The sequence below is a fragment of the Virgibacillus sp. Bac330 genome (assembly GCF_003667845.1).
GTDB lineage: Bacteria > Bacillota > Bacilli > Bacillales > Amphibacillaceae > Virgibacillus > Virgibacillus chiguensis.
Map to the genome: position 1 here is coordinate 3,625,082 of NZ_CP033048.1, position 16,507 is coordinate 3,641,588.

Annotated in this window: 11 protein-coding genes; 8 read left to right on the top strand and 3 right to left on the bottom strand. The window is 35.8% G+C overall.

Going from position 1 to position 16,507, the window contains the following annotated elements:
• Positions 1–250 precede the first annotated feature (250 nt).
• Entirely contained in the window at positions 251–739 is a 489-nt protein-coding gene (locus D9780_RS16840; protein ID WP_121640891.1) for a PTS sugar transporter subunit IIA, read from the top strand.
• Between the two features lie 120 nt (positions 740–859).
• Positions 860–1,672: a PRD domain-containing protein gene (locus D9780_RS16845; RefSeq protein ID WP_121641534.1), complete on the top strand. Its 813-nt coding sequence runs from the start codon at positions 860–862 to the stop codon at positions 1,670–1,672.
• 83 nt (positions 1,673–1,755) lie between these two features.
• Here the strand turns inward: D9780_RS16845 and D9780_RS16850 are convergent, their stop codons facing one another.
• Positions 1,756–2,367: a glycosyltransferase gene (locus D9780_RS16850; protein WP_121640892.1), complete on the bottom strand. Its 612-nt coding sequence runs from the start codon at positions 2,365–2,367 to the stop codon at positions 1,756–1,758.
• A 157-nt stretch (positions 2,368–2,524) separates the two neighbouring features.
• On the opposite strand from D9780_RS16850, the gene D9780_RS16855 reads away from it, so the two are divergent.
• The 5 genes from D9780_RS16855 (at position 2,525) to D9780_RS16875 (ending at position 8,543) form a co-directional block, all read left to right on the top strand.
• Positions 2,525–3,295 (top strand): sporulation protein, encoded by a 771-nt coding sequence (locus D9780_RS16855; protein ID WP_121640893.1) that lies wholly within the window; start codon positions 2,525–2,527, stop codon positions 3,293–3,295.
• Between the two features lie 330 nt (positions 3,296–3,625).
• On the top strand, positions 3,626–4,366 hold the full coding sequence (locus D9780_RS16860; protein WP_121640894.1) for an SIS domain-containing protein: 741 nt from the start codon (positions 3,626–3,628) through the stop codon (positions 4,364–4,366).
• Between the two features lie 71 nt (positions 4,367–4,437).
• Positions 4,438–5,148: a GntR family transcriptional regulator gene (locus D9780_RS16865; protein ID WP_121640895.1), complete on the top strand. Its 711-nt coding sequence runs from the start codon at positions 4,438–4,440 to the stop codon at positions 5,146–5,148.
• A 324-nt stretch (positions 5,149–5,472) separates the two neighbouring features.
• Positions 5,473–6,825: a glycosyltransferase gene (locus tag D9780_RS16870; protein WP_121640896.1), complete on the top strand. Its 1,353-nt coding sequence runs from the start codon at positions 5,473–5,475 to the stop codon at positions 6,823–6,825.
• Between the two features lie 362 nt (positions 6,826–7,187).
• Positions 7,188–8,543 (top strand): sodium/glutamate symporter, encoded by a 1,356-nt coding sequence (locus D9780_RS16875; RefSeq protein ID WP_121640897.1) that lies wholly within the window; start codon positions 7,188–7,190, stop codon positions 8,541–8,543.
• A 17-nt stretch (positions 8,544–8,560) separates the two neighbouring features.
• Here D9780_RS16875 and D9780_RS16880 read toward each other — a convergent pair whose 3' ends face one another.
• Entirely contained in the window at positions 8,561–8,929 is a 369-nt protein-coding gene (locus tag D9780_RS16880; protein WP_073007971.1) for a hypothetical protein, read from the bottom strand.
• Between the two features lie 24 nt (positions 8,930–8,953).
• The gene (locus D9780_RS16885) at positions 8,954–9,472 is read right to left on the bottom strand and encodes an acyl-CoA thioesterase (RefSeq protein WP_073007974.1); all 519 of its coding nucleotides are present in this window, start codon (positions 9,470–9,472) and stop codon (positions 8,954–8,956) included.
• Positions 9,473–10,024: 552 nt separating this feature from the next.
• On the opposite strand from D9780_RS16885, the gene D9780_RS16890 reads away from it, so the two are divergent.
• Positions 10,025–16,387 carry a DUF4073 domain-containing protein gene (locus D9780_RS16890; protein ID WP_121640898.1) on the top strand — a complete coding sequence of 2,121 codons (6,363 nt, stop codon included), beginning with the start codon at positions 10,025–10,027 and terminating at the stop codon, positions 16,385–16,387.
• Positions 16,388–16,507 lie beyond the last annotated feature (120 nt).

Consider the following 16,507-nt stretch of genomic DNA (forward strand, 5'->3'; position numbering starts at 1 on the left):
TTCGGATCACATGTTACTAACACGATTAGGCATGGTGGTATGATAGAGTAACCTACCATTCAGGGCTCTTTATACTGCCATGTCTTTTTTACGAATAATATAACGTATCGTGCATTCGAAAATGACTTGCTTTGTGATTCAGTTAACATAATACGTGAACCCTGTTTCCAATTTTTTGCGAAACGTTTTATACTTTTTACTATAGATGCAACCTTGCACCATAACAACTTATAGAAGAGGAGTTAAGCTTATGTTAAAAAAACTGTTTAAAAAATCTAAAGAACAAATTATTTATGCCCCATTAAATGGTGATATTCTTCCACTCGAAGAAGTTCCCGATCCTGTCTTTAGTCAAAAAATGATGGGGGAAGGTATCGCTATCATGCCAAGCGATGGCAAACTTGTCTCTCCAATAAATGGAAAAGTGGTACAAATTCCAGATACAAAGCACGCCATTGGCCTTGTTGCCGACGATGGTACTGAAATTTTAATCCATGTCGGTTTAGAAACTGTAGCACTGAAAGGAAAAGGATTTGATGTTAAAGTTCAAGCAGATGATACAGTAAAACTAGGCGATCTGCTAATGGATATTGATTTAGCTTATATTAAAGAACATGCATCCAGCACAGTGACACCTATTATCATTACAAATAATACGGATGGAAGTAAACAGCTTAGCTATACAGATGAAACGAAAAGTATAGCACAAGAAACCGCTCTAATAACGGTTACTTCCTAACATACAAAACATAGCGCTTAGATTCTACAGTTTATTTTCGCTCTCTATGTTCCTGTATGGGGAAAATTAGTGTAAGAAAAATGACTTGTTTTTTAAAGGAGATGTCTTCCGGTGAAAATCATGAAAATACTTAATAATAATGCTGTAATAGTAACAGATGGCAATCAAGAGAAAATAGCAATTGGCGCTGGGGTCGCTTTTAATAAACAAAAGAAAGATATTGTTAATCCAGCCAAGATTGAAAAACTGTTTGTTCTTAAAGAAAATGAAAAATTACAAGAATTAATTATGCGTATACCGGAAGAACATCTACTTATCTCTGAAGAAATTATCGCTTATGCTGAACAACAATTAGGAACAAGTCTAAATGAGCATATTTTGTTAGCTTTAACAGATCATCTTTCTTTTGCCATTGAACGTACGAGAGAGGGAATATACTTACAAAATAAACTATTGCAAGAAATCAAGATGATGTATCGGGAAGAATTTAATATTGGAATTTGGGCCATTAACCATGTAAAAGAGAAGTTGCAAATGGAGCTACCAATGGATGAAGCCGCATTTATAGCACTCCATGTCCACACAATGAAGATTCAAGGAGGTGATTTACATGAAACAGTAAAACAAACGGCAATTGTCAAAGATATGGTTGATAGCATTCAACACAACTTAAATATTACCTTTAACGAAAACAGCCTCGCATTTGAACGGTTAATGACGCATTTACGTTTTGCTTTAAATCGAGTCCATCATTATGAAGCCCACTCATTAGATGAAGAGATGCTCGCGATGATTAAAAAGAAATTCAAACGCTCTTATCGTAGTGCGATGAACGTAGCGAAAAAAGTAGCCGCAAACTATGGAATTGAATTACCCGAGGAAGAACTTGGCTACATTACATTACACATCGAGCGGTTGAAAAAATTCCAATAAGAAAACTTTGCTTTTAGGGAACCTTCTATGGTTTTGCGTTCTGACCTATGTGAATTTTCCATCAAACTTTTATACTTTATTTATTAATTGATCAGTTCTTGCTTCGTAGTAAATCTTTGTTCAATTAATTGGAATGAACTTAGCAGTGATTCCACAAAATTTTCATTTGAAAATATCTTTTTCAGATAATCAGCTTGTAAATGACGGACATATCGTTTTTCCTTATAGATTCTTCTTAAAATACTTTCTAATTGGCTTGGCGTGTAATCAAATTTATCCTCATCAGAAAAATACATCGAGGCTTCTACTAAGCTAGAATTAGGAGTAATTGTATAAACACCCATCATAGCAGCTTCTAATGGCGTTATTCCTAGAGTTTCATATCTAGAAGTACACAAAAAAGTTGCTTTATTACGGACTAATTTAAACAAACTGTACAATTCATTTTGTGGCAAAGTTTGAATGATAAGAAAATGTTGTTTTAAGTGTTCAGGTATTAAATTTATTAATGCTACTCTTCTCTCTCCCTTATCTTTTGGATCACCAGCTATCAAAACCTTAAGAGGTATACCACTATCTAGAGATTTTACCAAAGACGTAATTAAAAACTCCAAATTCTTAAAGTAATCAATTCTTGCAACAGTCGATATGATTAGCATCTCATTTTTCTTGACGGAAATAAATTTAAAACGCAAATTTGTAAACTTTCCTATAAATATACCGTTTTTTCATTTATACTGTAGGAAAGGATAAAAAATCCAGTGTTTTTAATATAATATCGACTTATCGCCAAGTCTTGATGGCGACAAGCCATATGTCTTATTCTACAAAAGAACAGAGAGGAGCATACATATGTTTAAAAAATTGTTTCATTCTATTGGCATCGGCTCTGCACAAGTTGACGCTAAAGTAGACACAGAAGACTTCAAACCCGGGGGGACGGTGGAAGGTGTTTTAGACATAGAAGGAGGCAATTCGGAACAGCGAATTGACCAAGTTTATGTAACCGTTGCAACAAATTATACGTCAGAAATAGGGGATCATGAAGATGATAATGTGCGGCATGTATTAGGACGCTTTAAGCTTACAGACGAATTTGTTATTCAAGAAGGCGAAAAGAAGTCGATCCCTTTTAGCTTCCAACTACCTGTACGTACACCAGCAACTTTAGGAAAAACAAGGGTTTGGTTGGAAACAGGCATGGATATTAAAAAAGCGCTTGATCCAAGAGATAAAGACCACATCCACGTTGATCCGCATCCATTAGTTGACGCTTTTCTTGATGCCGCAGACAGCTTAGGTTTGGAATTAAAAGAAGTAGAATGTGAGTTCACCCCCCTTTTCTTTGGATTAAGAAAGGAGTTTCCGATAGTTCAAGAATTTGAATTTAAGCCAGAGGAAGGGAAATATAAACGGAAACTTGATGAACTAGAAGCTTTATTTTTTGTCTACGAATCAGAGGTTGTAGCTGTTATCGAAGTTGATCGGAAAATGAGAAACGATGATTATCCGCTCGCAGAAAATTTTGATTTAGATGAAAGCAACGTTGTACTACGCTATGGATTTGATGATGTGGATGATTTGCCAGAGAAACTAGAGACTCTCATTGAGGAAAACCTCTAGTAATGCTAATTCTACAGCAACTTATATCGAAATAAACAATGGACACCTTAAATAAAGGTATTAGAGAGCTTTAAATCCTCTTGGACAAAGGATTTAAAGCTCTTTTTTAAATTAGCTTTGTTTCTCCGCTGCTATAACCACCTGTAACTTCTAGGTTAGACCCATAATTTTACAATCAATGGCAATTCTTACAGTACAGCATGTGCGGGATAAACACAATACTGCTTTCTTAAAGCTAGACACGGTGATATTAAGAAAATCACATATTAACTTGACATGTATTAACAACATGTTATAACATGTACACATAATATTAAAGGAGGAATAGGCATGCAAACAAAAGAAGAAATCGTTCGCTATCTAAATTATTTAACAGACACTTGGAAAACTGTAGTGGAAAATGAGGTTGAGCCTATCGAGAAAGCAGCCGACCTGATCTTTCAAAGCTGTCAACAAGGTGGTCGATTTTATGTATTTGGTTCAGGTCATTCCCATATGGTAGCTGAAGAAATATATATTCGAGCTGGTGGATTAGCATATGTAAAGGGTATGTTACCCCCAGAACTTATGTTACATGAGATGCCAAATAAAAGTACGTATTTAGAAAGACTAGATGGATATGCAAAAAGTATGTTGAACTTATACAAGGTGGATGACAAAGATACGTTAATGGTCGTCTCAAATTCTGGCAGAAATAATGTTCCTGTAGAAATGTGTTTGGAAGCAAAAAAACTAGGCGCCAGTGTAGTTGCGCTAACATCCATGGATCATTCCACCAATGTATCCTCCAGACATGCTTCCAATAAAAAAATGTACGACATTGCAGATGTAACCATCGATAATCACGCTCCTAAAGGGGATGCAGCGTACATGATGGAAGGTGTTGATACGGGATTAGGACCAACATCTGATTTTACAAGTATCGGGATAGCCCAAGCAATCATTATAGGCGTTATCCACAAGTTAAAAGAAGCTGGTTTAGAAGTACCTGTCTTTAAAAGCTCCAACGTAGATGGCGCCGATAAATACAATGACAAAATCTTTGATACCTACTACGGATATTGGAAATAGTACATTTTATAATCCATTTCTTACGCATGATACAATGAAGCTATTAGATTATAGAAAAGGAATGCAATGCTATGAAATCGAATGTAGCGAAATACCAAATCGTGAAACAGTATATTTTAGATCAAATTGAAAAAAGAATTTATCAGCCACATCAATTAATTGAATCGGAATTAGAATTAACAGAAAAGCTAGGCGTTTCTAGAATAACGGTAAGAAAAGCATTGGAAGAATTAGTGAGTGAAAAAGTGTTGTCGAAGAAAAAAGGAGTTGGAACATTTGTAAACCCTCTTCCTAAATATTTAGGTTTTAAGCCAGGAATAGGCTTTACTTCTGAAGCAAAAAACAGAGGGCTAACTCCTTCAACTAACTTGTTGCGGCTTGCTAAAGTAGCGGCGGAGGAAAATCAAGCTACAGATATGCAAATCCATGTAGGTGATCCATTGTGGCTTGTCGAACGGATTCGCTATGCGAATAATGTAGCAGTGTCTTACGAGTTAGAGTATTTTGATTACCACTTAGTCGGAGAATTGACCGAAGGCATTTGTAAACAATCCATTTATGAACATTTAAAAGAAAAAGGGATCGAATACGAATATGTCGACCAAAGGATTTCAGCTCTATTACCTGATGAAGCCTCTGCGCACCATTTAAACGTTCCGATTGGCTCACCGCTTATTAACATAAAAAACATTGCGTATTTAAAAAATGGAAAGCCTTTTAATCTTGGCTTCGCATTGTACCAAACAAATTCATTCCATCTCATGCATACCGTGTATCGCTAGTAAAAGCAAAAGCTTGGAGCGCGCGCTTAGTAACATAGCGAGTGGAAGTATCAACGAAAGATTTAGGAATTATGCCACTAAGGCAGGGGTACGCGTACGTCAGGCGGCAAGCCCGTTTTTAGTCAGCCTTCCTCTTAGTCATGAACCTTATGATAACTTCGCTTAGAGTTATTCATGAAATCGCCTAGTTGCTGAGCGCTAGAAGCCGGACGTGGCTATTCCGTTATGTTGTTATACACAAGCATCTTATTTTATATTTTCCTAGTGAGTGAAAGCGAATCACGCATTTTGAGTATCAAGCCTAATTCCAAAGGAGAGTTCCATATGAAAGTGATACTGTTATGTAGCGATTATGAGGAAAAACTATTCCCTTACGATAAAGAATGGCAACCCGCTTGTTTAGAGGTTTTAAATGTTTCTAATATTATTCATCAGGTTGATTTTTTTATAAAAAATGGCATAAACCCTAAGGATATACATGTTTTTTTAGGGCATCAACCAAAGCAAGTCACCCATCTATTGTGGAAATATTCGAGTATTCAACTGCATGGTAATTTTAACGATTTCCGAAGCTTTTTAGCTGAAATTTATCCAAGCTTAGATGAAAAAACGGTCATCGTAAAATCAGACTATGTCTTTGTTAACGAAGATCTCAAGAAAATATTACATCATCATGCCGAAGATTCCGTATTATTAACAGAGAAGAAAGAAAGCACAGAAGCCATCTGCGCCAACGTAGAAAATGATGCCATTCAATATTTTTTAGGACATCCTAGGGATCATTATGTTACCCATCAAGTAGCAGGAGTGTATTGTTTAAGTAAAGCGGCATTACAATATATCATTCATAGTTCAGATGGCTTCGAAAAAAGAATTTCAGGTTCCATGATTCCAGATTCGTTTTTCATTGAAAACGGATTGAATCAGTATTTGGATGATGGATCACAAATAAAATGTAAGCTTGCCGATAATAAAGTTTTTCAACTGAGGTTTCCTTGGGACATTTTAAATGCTAATGTGTATCATTTGGATTTACTGGTTAAGCAATTGACAGAAAATGATATTAGCCCAAGTGCAAAAATAGATAAAACAGCTTCTATTCATGGCGTTATAAAAATTGGCGATCACTCGTATGTAGGAAAAAATGTGGTCGTAAATGGAAACCTCATCGTAGGCGATCATGTGGTCATTGATAATGGAGCCATTTTAAATGGAAACATACTCATTGGCGACCATTCCTATGTGAAGGACTACGCAAAAGTGGAAGGGTCAACTGTCATCGGCAAAGAAAATAAATTTGGACACAATGCAGAGTTTAAAGGGGTTTCTATGAAAGGCGTTTCTGCTGTTCATTATAGCGAGATGTTTGGTGTCATCGGACGGTATGTCGACATTGCAGCAGCGTGCGTAGCTGGGATTTTAAGATTTAATGATACAAAACAGCCGCACAACATGACAGGTCGGACTTACACGCCGGAGCATTCAAATGCTATTTTTATAGGAGATTATACGCGGACAGGCATTAATAACGTTTTCTTTCCAGGTGTTAAAATTGGCAGTAATTCCGCTTTATATCCTGGGCTTAATGTAGAAAACGATGTCGCCCATGAAACCTTAGTCATAAAGAAACAAGAAACCATTGAAAGTAGATGGGGTGCAAAGAGATACGGCTGGTAGAATCCACCATTAACAAGTGCATTTTCAAGAAGCCGTTAAGGGCACTTTCCCCTAAACGGCTTGTAAAATTCTCTCGATTATTTTATGGAAGTCCGCACCTTATCTCCAGGATTCATGTACCGACAGGAAAGTGCTCCTTATACAGCATTTTACAAAAACCGATGCTTTTATCAAATTTCCCCTATTATTAACAACATTACATCATTTATCGAAAAGGCCCATAACATGTCATTTTGTGATATAATGAGTTGCCTGCACGCTTGAAAACCTCGCATTATAAGTAAGTCATCATTAATTTTGTACACATTTCGCAACAAACTCTAATTGTTATTTTACAAAAATTTTGATAAGGGGGAATTTTATTGGAAAATTTCACAATTTGGTCTTTAATGATTGATCTTAGCATTATTTCTGGATTACTTTTGGTCGGAACGATTTTACGAGCAAAAGTAAAATGGATTCAAGCTTTATTTCTACCTGCTAGTATGATTGCAGGATTTCTCGGACTTGCATTTGGCCCGAGTGGCTTTGGTATATTACCTTTCTCCAATCAATTTAGCGCTTATCCTGGGTTACTTATTGCTGTCATTTTTGCGGCTATTCCTATTGGCGCAGCAAAAGTACACTTATCTGAAGTGTTTCACCGCGTTCGCAATATGTTCTCTTATTCTATGATTCTTACCCTATCCATGTGGGGGATTGGTGTTCTTTTTGCATTGCTTATTTTAAATCCCATCTTCTCAGACTTACCTAGCGGGTTCGGTCTCGTCTTAGGTGCAGGGTTTTTAGGTGGACACGGTACAGCAGCAGCAATTGGCGAAGGGTTAGCTCATGCTGGTTGGAAAGAAGCAATGGATTTAGCGATGACCTCTGCAACCGTAGGCATTCTCATTGCAGTATTAGGTGGACTATTTCTTATTAAGCATAGTACTGAAAAAGGAAAAACGAAATTTATTACGAATTTTAAGGACCTTCCTACTGAGTTAAAATCTGGGCTTATGCCTAAATCCAAACGTTTCTACATGGGACAAGAGACTGTATCATCCAGTTCTATTGATCCCCTTGTACTACACTTGGCGATTATCGCCTTTGTCATTGGTGTATCCTATTGGATTACAAATAGTCTGTCAGACTTAATACCATCTGTTTCCGTGCCACTATTCAGTGTTGCTTTTGTTCTTGGTTTATTGTTTCAAGCGATTAGCCGGAGAATAAAATCAGATGAGTATATTGATCAACGTGTAATGGAACGAATTGGCGGAACAGCTACAGATTTTCTCGTCGCTTTCGGTATTGCATCGATTAACATCACTGTCGTTATCGATTACGCTTTACCGCTACTTTTCTTATTCGCCTTCGGAACAATTTGGGCATATGTATTATTCCATTTTGTTGGACCCAATATATTTAAAGATTTTTGGTTAGAAAAATCTATTTTTGGTTGGGGATGGAGTACTGGCACTGTTGCTATGGGATTAGCGCTATTACGTATTGTCGACCCTGAACTGAAGAGTCGTACTCCAGAAGATTATGCTCTTGCTTATATTGGTGTCGCCCCTGTCGATATTATCATCGTAACCTTTGCTCCAATCTTATTTGGACTCGGATTTACTTGGGTTATCCCTCTTGTACTCCTACTTGGAGCTGCAGTAATTATCGCCATTTACAAATCTGCAGGTTGGTGGGGACAAGGTAAACATGAAAACACGCCTAGCTAAGCTGGCGTGTCTTTCATCTATACAACGGCTGGACCGACTAAAGATATAGGTTGTTTACCCAGAATCAATTCACATATCTTTCCATAACCGATTTGTTTATAAGCGCCTAAGAGGGCCTTAATATCTTGTGATTTCGGGTCTTCTTTTAATTTGTTAATCTCCCGTTTATACACATTTAAGATATAATCATCGTTAACTTGTGGTCGATACTTAGTTGGATCTTCGTCCATGATGAGACAACCCATATATTGAAAATTAAACTGTAGCTGTCTCGTCAATTGAATGATTCGCTTGAATTGCTTATACTCTTCTGGTTTAGTTGCTCTAAATGACGCGATTGCACGTTTCGCATCTAATAATTCCTCATAGCTAGAAGTAATAATCATTGAAAACCTCTCCTTTTCGTCCCTTTATTCATCCCAAGGTTTTTTAATAGAAAGTTTAGCAACTAAATCCTTATTTTGTTGTCGTTTTAATCGACGAATTTTGGCTCTTTCTTCACCAGTCTCATAAAGAAACCTCTCCTCTTCTGTTTCCGGGATTACTTTTGGAACTTCGATCGGCTTTTTATTTTCATCTAAAGCAACAAACGTTAAAAACGCTGTAGCCGCTATTCGCCGTTCAGCAGTAATCATATCTTCAGCAATGACTTTACAGAAGATTTCCATGGAGCTTTTTCCTGTATAGGCTACAAAGGATTCTATACAGACAGAATCACTTTGACGAATCGGCGAGTTAAAATTAACGGAGTCCGTAGATGCTGTCACACATTCTTTGACTCTTGCATGTCTCCTTGCTGACAAGGTGGCACATGCATCTAATTTCTTCATTAACACTCCGCCAAACAACGTGTGATAATTGTTTAAGTCATTAATTAACACTTGGTCATTTTGAATGATCCGTGTATCCTTGCTTCTTTTCGCATGCATTGTATCACCTTATCTATTCAATTTCAGCTTCTCATCTATTATAATTCCCGTTGACCGCAAGCGTAAAATGCCAATATCCCATACATCACATAACAAACTGTTATGTAAACGCTTAACACAAAGACCACAACCGTTATTAGAAAGTGAATCCTCTCTAAATAAGGTCTTTATCACATAAATCTAGTAGCTTTAGTAAAACTTGGTTAATGTCAAATTTCTATTTAGAAGTTCGTCACTTTTCACACTAACCTTTATCATTATATACTCTTCTATAGTGCCAAGGAATGACCTATAGATTCGTTTAGAAGATGTTATGTTCCCGCGTTTTGATCTGTTCAAATCACAGCTACACCTTTCTTGTAATGAGTGCCATCTTCAACTCTCAAAATTAAAAGTTCAATCAATCACAAAACTATTGTGTATTTTACCATAAATTGCTACTATATAAAAGAATAGCTTCAGAAAAGCTTAGCCTATCTCCAAATGCCAGTGGCGTAAAGCGCAATAGTCTTCTTACTTCTATACATCCTAATTTAAAGGTGGTAAAAATCAATGTACCAAACTAGAAAAAAGCATAAGTTCATCTTACTATTTCTGCTGGGTTTACTGTTATTATTTATGCCAAATGAATCGCTAGCAGACACTAAATCAACTGCACCAGTTATACCAGATAAAAAAGACCAATATGCGGATTTCTTTCATAGATTAACTCTGTATATTAATCAAACAGTTGGTAATAGCATTACTTCTAATTCATTAAACAATCATCTTGATAATCAAAAATTTATAAAGGCTATAGCGCAAAGAGAGTTACTTCGTAAGGTAGATGTATCAACAATAGAAGAGTTCACAACTACATCAGAAAAAAAAGCATTTATGGACTGGTTACTTGACAATACAGAAGCTATGAACCTTTTTCTAGAAGGCGGAGAGCCGGAAAGCGATTATGTAAAAGCATTTAACATGTGGTTTGAAATCTGGAGCAAAGATGCTGATTCGCATACTGGTTATGAGTTAAAGTTGGCAATTGCTTCAGCAATGAAATTTGGAAATGGCGTGCCTAAATGGTATACATCAAGAACTTTAGTAACACCATATGAAAGATATGAGTATTATAAGGTTCGTGAAGCAGAAGGTAAGTTTCCAATAAGTATGAAAACAAGAACGGTATGGGAATTAAGAAATACGATTGCTGCTCCAGCTAGTAACTGGGATTTAGACTATGTAAGAGAAGTCATACATAAAGATAGATATAAAGAGGACAAAAAAAGAGTCTCTGTACGTTACCCACCGTATACTTCTATTAGTATACATAAAGATGAAAATGGAAACCCATACAGCGTATTTCGTTCTAGTGGAGACCAGTTTTTTGGTCCTGATGCAACAATTAAAGAAGTACATGAAATAGGCGGCGTTTGTGGTACTGCATCTAAGTTCGGCACCATTACAAATAATGCTTTTGGTATTCCAGGGTTTAACGTTGGACAGCCTGGCCACGCTGCCCACGTTTACCACTCACCTAATTCTGCAGGTAAATGGGACATTGGATACGATGTATCTGGCTGGGGAAATTCAAACATTGGTTCACGTACTAATATTCCTTATACGAACTATGATAATGCAATAAATAGAGTAGCATATTGGTTTGTTTATGAAGCAGCAAGAGCGGATGAAGAAAAACTTCACAAATCCTATCAGCTTAAGTGGATAGCAGATGCACTAAAAGAATATGATAACGCTCAAGCAGTTCGTAAAATTGCTATGGATGTTAATAAGTGGAATATAGATATATGGAGAGACTATATAAAAGCTGTTAGAAACGTTTGGAATGATGCTATAGAGGATACAAAAATACCCCTAAACAAAATAACAGCAACAGCTACAAGTTCCCATTCCAATGAAGGTCCTGAAAATGCAATTGATGGAAAAAGTGAAACGATATGGCATACAAAGTATGGAAGGAAAAGAAGTACCCTCCCACAATCCATTACGCTTTCCTTCGATAAAGCATATGAAGTGAACCGATTTTCATATTCTCCGAGAAAAAGTGGAAAAAATGGAAATATAACGGAATATAAACTTTACACAAGTTTGGATGGAAAAAATTATGAGTTAGTTGCTCATGGTAATTGGGCAAATAATACTTCAACGAAAACGGTAGAATTTACAACAACAAAAGCAAAACATATCAAACTGGAAGCCTTAAAGGGTCATAACAATTTTGCAACTGCTTCAGAGCTTAAAGTATATCAACCATTGAAGAACAAACCAATTACACAAGAGCAATGGGATGAAATAGCTTATTCTATCATTAAGGATTTAAAAGAGCAACCAGTAGTTGTATACGATTTGTTTAGATCCATACAGGATTTAATATTAAATTCAGAAATTTCAAGAGAGAAGTATCAGAAATATATTGTTGATTTACATTCCATTTTAGAAGTAGCTGACAACTCCAATTGGAAAGAAAAACAGATTGCAAAGTCCCTTCGAAAAAAAATGCCTTCATATGGATTAGTCATGGCTGATTTTAGTTTTGATGGCACGAATGCTGGAAAATTAATGGGTAGTAAGACAGATACGGAATACAGCCTCGATGGAGGTGAAACATGGAAACCTGTAAGGGAAGAAAACATGAAGCTAAGTGATAAAGAAATAGCTTCTATTACATCAGAAAATGGTATTAGAATAAGAATTAAAGGTACAAAGGATTACACGACTATTCCTATTAATAAAGCACCATCCCTGCCAAATATCTATGAAAATGATGATATAAACAGAGTCTTTGGATTGAATGACACGATTTATTACAGCATAGATAAGGGAGAAACATGGACAAAATTTGAAGGTGTAGATAAGCTCCCCGATTTATCAGGAGATTTAACATTTATGACTAAAATTCCTGCTCAAGGAAAGACTTTAGGAAGCGAAATACGGAGCTTTGACTTTAGTAGTAAAGAAGTTGATTCTTCCCTAATTCTTCCTTCAGACATTGCTAACATTAAAGCTAATGCGGATAAGGGTAATCCGGTTAAATATGCATATGACGGTAATATTTATTCTTTATGGCATACGGACTTTAAAGAAAATATCAAGCCACTACCACAGGGAATTACATTTGAGCTTAAAGATATGAGTAACCTTTATAAGCTTGAGTATGTGCCAAGACAAGACGGTGGTTCTAATGGTCGTATTACGGAATATAACATTTATACAAGTACAGACGGTGAAAATTTTAACCTTGTTTCAAAAGGTAAGTGGGCAAACGATGATAAAACAAAAACAGCTATGTTCAATGGACGAAAAACAAAGTATATAAAGCTAGAAGCTGTAAAAGCCGAGAGAAACTTTGCATCAGCTGCTGAAATAAAGCTTTTTAAAAGTAAGGACTTAATACCTCATATAAGCTTTCATTTTGATGGTGTAAATTCAGGAAAGCTTCTAGGTGCCAACACCGATATGGAATACAGCATGGATGGTGGAAATAAGTGGAAAGACGTAACTGAAGTTAATATGCCACTACCATCCGATGACTTAAAAAGGATTGATTCGGATACAACGATAAAGGTACGATTCAAAAACACAAAAGAAACTGCTACAATTCGTTTTACAGCTTGCTCAAAGACTCCGCATGTTGAAGGGGATAATACTAAAAATACCATCACTGGTTTAGATAATACGATGGAATATAGTACGGATAATGGTGCAACTTGGACGCGATATGATGGAACATTTCATGTGGATTTAAGAGGAAATTTAGAATTAATAGTTAGAACTGCAGCAACAGGGACAACACTTCCAGGTTGTGAAGTAAAGCTAAACTATACTGCGGATTATAAACCTAAATTTGAAGATAGAGTCTTGTACAAAATGATAAATAAAGCTACAGATAAGAGTATAGATCTTACAGGAGGTAGACATGCAAAAAATGCTTCTGCTATTCAATATAGGTATCATGGGGGCAGTAACCAAACCCCATACTTCGTTTCTGTAGGAGAAAATGAATACAAAATTGTGATGAAACATAGCGGAAAAGTATTATCTCCAAAAGAACTGAATGATAAAGTTGGGGCTACATTATCCCAGTCCACATATAGTGGCCATGATATTCAAAAATGGAAGCTCGTGAATTTAGGTAATGATGAATATCAGATAATAAATGTAGCCACTGGATATGCCATAACAGCAAATAATGACCGCAGAAACATTACGCTTGAAAAACTAGTTCATAGTAAAAAACAGGCTTGGGAATTATCCTATGTTAAAAATGTCGTTGTTCCAGATGTAAGCTTCCGTTTTGATGGTGAAAATGCAGGGAAGATTATGGGAACAGACAAGTCTATGGAATATACTATAGACGGAGGCGAAAATTGGAATAAGATTACTGAAAATAATATGTTGCTCCCTAAGGATGAGGTAGATGCCATAACAGCTGCACACGGAATTAAAGTTAGAGTTAAAGATAATGCAGGTATAGCTAGCATTGATATTAAACATTCTCCTAAAGTTCCAAATGTGCAAGCTAATGATAGTAAAGATAAAATAGAGGGAATAAATGCTTCTATGGAATACAGTGTAGATGATGGAGAAACGTGGGCGAGATATTCAGAACAAAACCCACCTACATTTATAAGTGATATGCATGTTTTAGTAAGAATTGCAGGTAAAGGTGTAATTCCTCCAAGTAAGCATAAAGCACTAAGTTTTACATCTAAAATTACGATTCCTCTTCATAAACAGTTTGATCCAATGAATTATATTAGAGAAGAGGATAGTAACAAAGTTGAAGTGGTGAAAAATACAGTAGATGTCAATAAAAAAGGCATATACTCACTGAGTTATAAAATATTACAAGGCGATGATGAAACAACCATTACTAAAGAGGTAGAAGTAGTGAGTACAATTGATTACTTAAGTGATATTGACTATAAGAGCGGAAAATCTGGTTGGAAAAACATTAAGAAAGATACGAATATGTATGGTGGTTCCATTGCTTTGCATTCGAGGTATGGAAAAGAAATTTTCAAAAAAGGTATAACCGCTCATGCAGATTCAGAAATCGTATATGATGTAAAGAATACTGGATATACTCATTTTCAAAGTTATGTTGGTATAGATGATACGGCATACAATGCACAGTCAAGTGTAATATTTAAAGTATACGTAGACGGAAAGTTAAAATATGATTCCGACGTTGTTACTTCAAAAACGCCTTATAAATATGTAAATATTGATATTCAAGATGCAAAGGAAGTTAAGCTTATAGTAGATGCAAACGGAAGCAAGACTTCTGATCACTCCGTATGGGCAGATGCTAAGTTTGTATCAAAAGATTCGGCTCCTGTCATTAATGCTACTAATGTGGCTTATGAAGAAGAGGATATCATTAATTTTGATGATATATTAAAAAAAGTTAAAGCAACAGATATAGAAGATGGAGATTTAACTTCAAAGGTCACTTATACTACAAACTATAAGCAGGGCAAAACAGGCACCTTTGATATTGTATACAGTGTAACCGATAGTGAAGGTTACAAAACAGAAAAAACTGTAAAACTCATCGTAGTAAATAGTAGCATATACGTATCAGACACTAATTGGGTTTCCGCAAAAGCTGGATGGAGCAGCACGAAAAAAGACGTAACAATTAATGGAGACCCGCTTCGTTTATGGAATGGTGAAAAAGACGTCACTTATAAAAAAGGCATAGGAACGCATGCTTATTCAGAAACGATTTATGATTTAACTGGCAAAGATTATGGCTATTTTACAAGTTATGTAGGTGCCTCTAGAGATACTAATCACAGAGGGTCTGTAGCCTTTAAAGTTTATGTAGATGGGGAACTTGTAGAAGAAACAGATGTTATGAAAAAAGATACAGCACAAGAATTTATGAAGGTTAATATTGCGGGAGCAAAACAATTAAAATTAGTTGTTACAGATGGTGGAAATGGACAAGGGAATGATTCCGCCGTATGGGGTGATGCTAAATTCCTTATTGGAGATAAAAATGTTATTTCTATAGATACTTCTAAACTTGATGAAGCTATAGAAAAAGCAGAGCATTTAAAAGAAGGCGATTATGAAAAAGATTCATGGAAAATCCTTCAAGAAAAATTGAAAGTAGGAAAATCTGTATTAAGCAATGACATGGCTAAACAAAATGAAATAGATAATGCTGCTCGTGACATACACGCTGCTATTACACAGCTACAAAAATTCAAAGGTAAAAGTCCTGTAATTCAAGCTACAGATGTAACTTTCACAGAAGGAAAGCAAGTTAATTTTGATAATATTTTAGCTCAAGTTACAGCATCAGATGTTGAAGACGGTGATTTAACTTCCAAAATTACCTATACTACAAATTATGAAGAGAATAAAGTAGGAGATTTTAAAATTGAATATAAAGTAGTAGATAGTCATAAAAATGTGTCAACAAAAATAGTTAAACTAACCGTAACTCCTGCACAAAAACAGAACCATGTCTATTTAAGTGATATCGACTGGGTATCAGCAAAATCCGGATGGGGTAAAACTAAAAAGGATGTAACAATTGATGGTTCGCCACTTCGACTATGGGATGGTAAAAAAGACGTCACTTATAAAAAAGGCATAGGAACGCATGCTTATTCAGAAACAATTTATGATTTAACTGGCAAAGATTATGGCTATTTTACAAGTTATGTAGGTGTATCTAGAAAAGCTAATCATAGAGGATCTGTAACCTTTAAAGTTTATGTAGATGGAGAACTTGTAGAAGAAACAGATGTTATGAAAAAAGATACCCCGCAAAAATTAATTAAAGTAAATATTGCTGGAGCAAAACAGTTAAAATTAGTTGTTACAGATAGTGGAAATGGACAAGGAAATGACTGGGCTATATGGGGTGATGCTAAATTTGTTTATGGAAAATAAAGATGCAGTACTTTCTAAGTACAACTGAATACTATACATGTAAAAAAAGAGGATGTTCGTAAAAGCACCTCAACAGTTATAAAGCCTGTAGACAAATCGCCTAAGAAGTGGCTTGTCTAC

Bases quoted from the DNA above. Each gene is read 5' to 3' on its own strand.
- D9780_RS16840 (WP_121640891.1), top strand. From the start codon at position 251: ATGTTAAAAAAACTGTTTAAAAAATCTAAAGAACAAATTATTTATGCC.
- D9780_RS16845 (WP_121641534.1), top strand. From the start codon at position 860: ATGAAAATACTTAATAATAATGCTGTAATAGTAACAGATGGCAATCAA.
- D9780_RS16855 (WP_121640893.1), top strand. From the start codon at position 2,525: ATGTTTAAAAAATTGTTTCATTCTATTGGCATCGGCTCTGCACAAGTT.
- D9780_RS16860 (WP_121640894.1), top strand. From the start codon at position 3,626: ATGCAAACAAAAGAAGAAATCGTTCGCTATCTAAATTATTTAACAGAC.
- D9780_RS16865 (WP_121640895.1), top strand. From the start codon at position 4,438: ATGAAATCGAATGTAGCGAAATACCAAATCGTGAAACAGTATATTTTA.
- D9780_RS16870 (WP_121640896.1), top strand. From the start codon at position 5,473: ATGAAAGTGATACTGTTATGTAGCGATTATGAGGAAAAACTATTCCCT.
- D9780_RS16880 (WP_073007971.1), bottom strand. From the start codon at position 8,929: ATGATTATTACTTCTAGCTATGAGGAATTATTAGATGCGAAACGTGCA.
- D9780_RS16885 (WP_073007974.1), bottom strand. From the start codon at position 9,472: ATGCATGCGAAAAGAAGCAAGGATACACGGATCATTCAAAATGACCAA.
- D9780_RS16890 (WP_121640898.1), top strand. From the start codon at position 10,025: ATGTACCAAACTAGAAAAAAGCATAAGTTCATCTTACTATTTCTGCTG.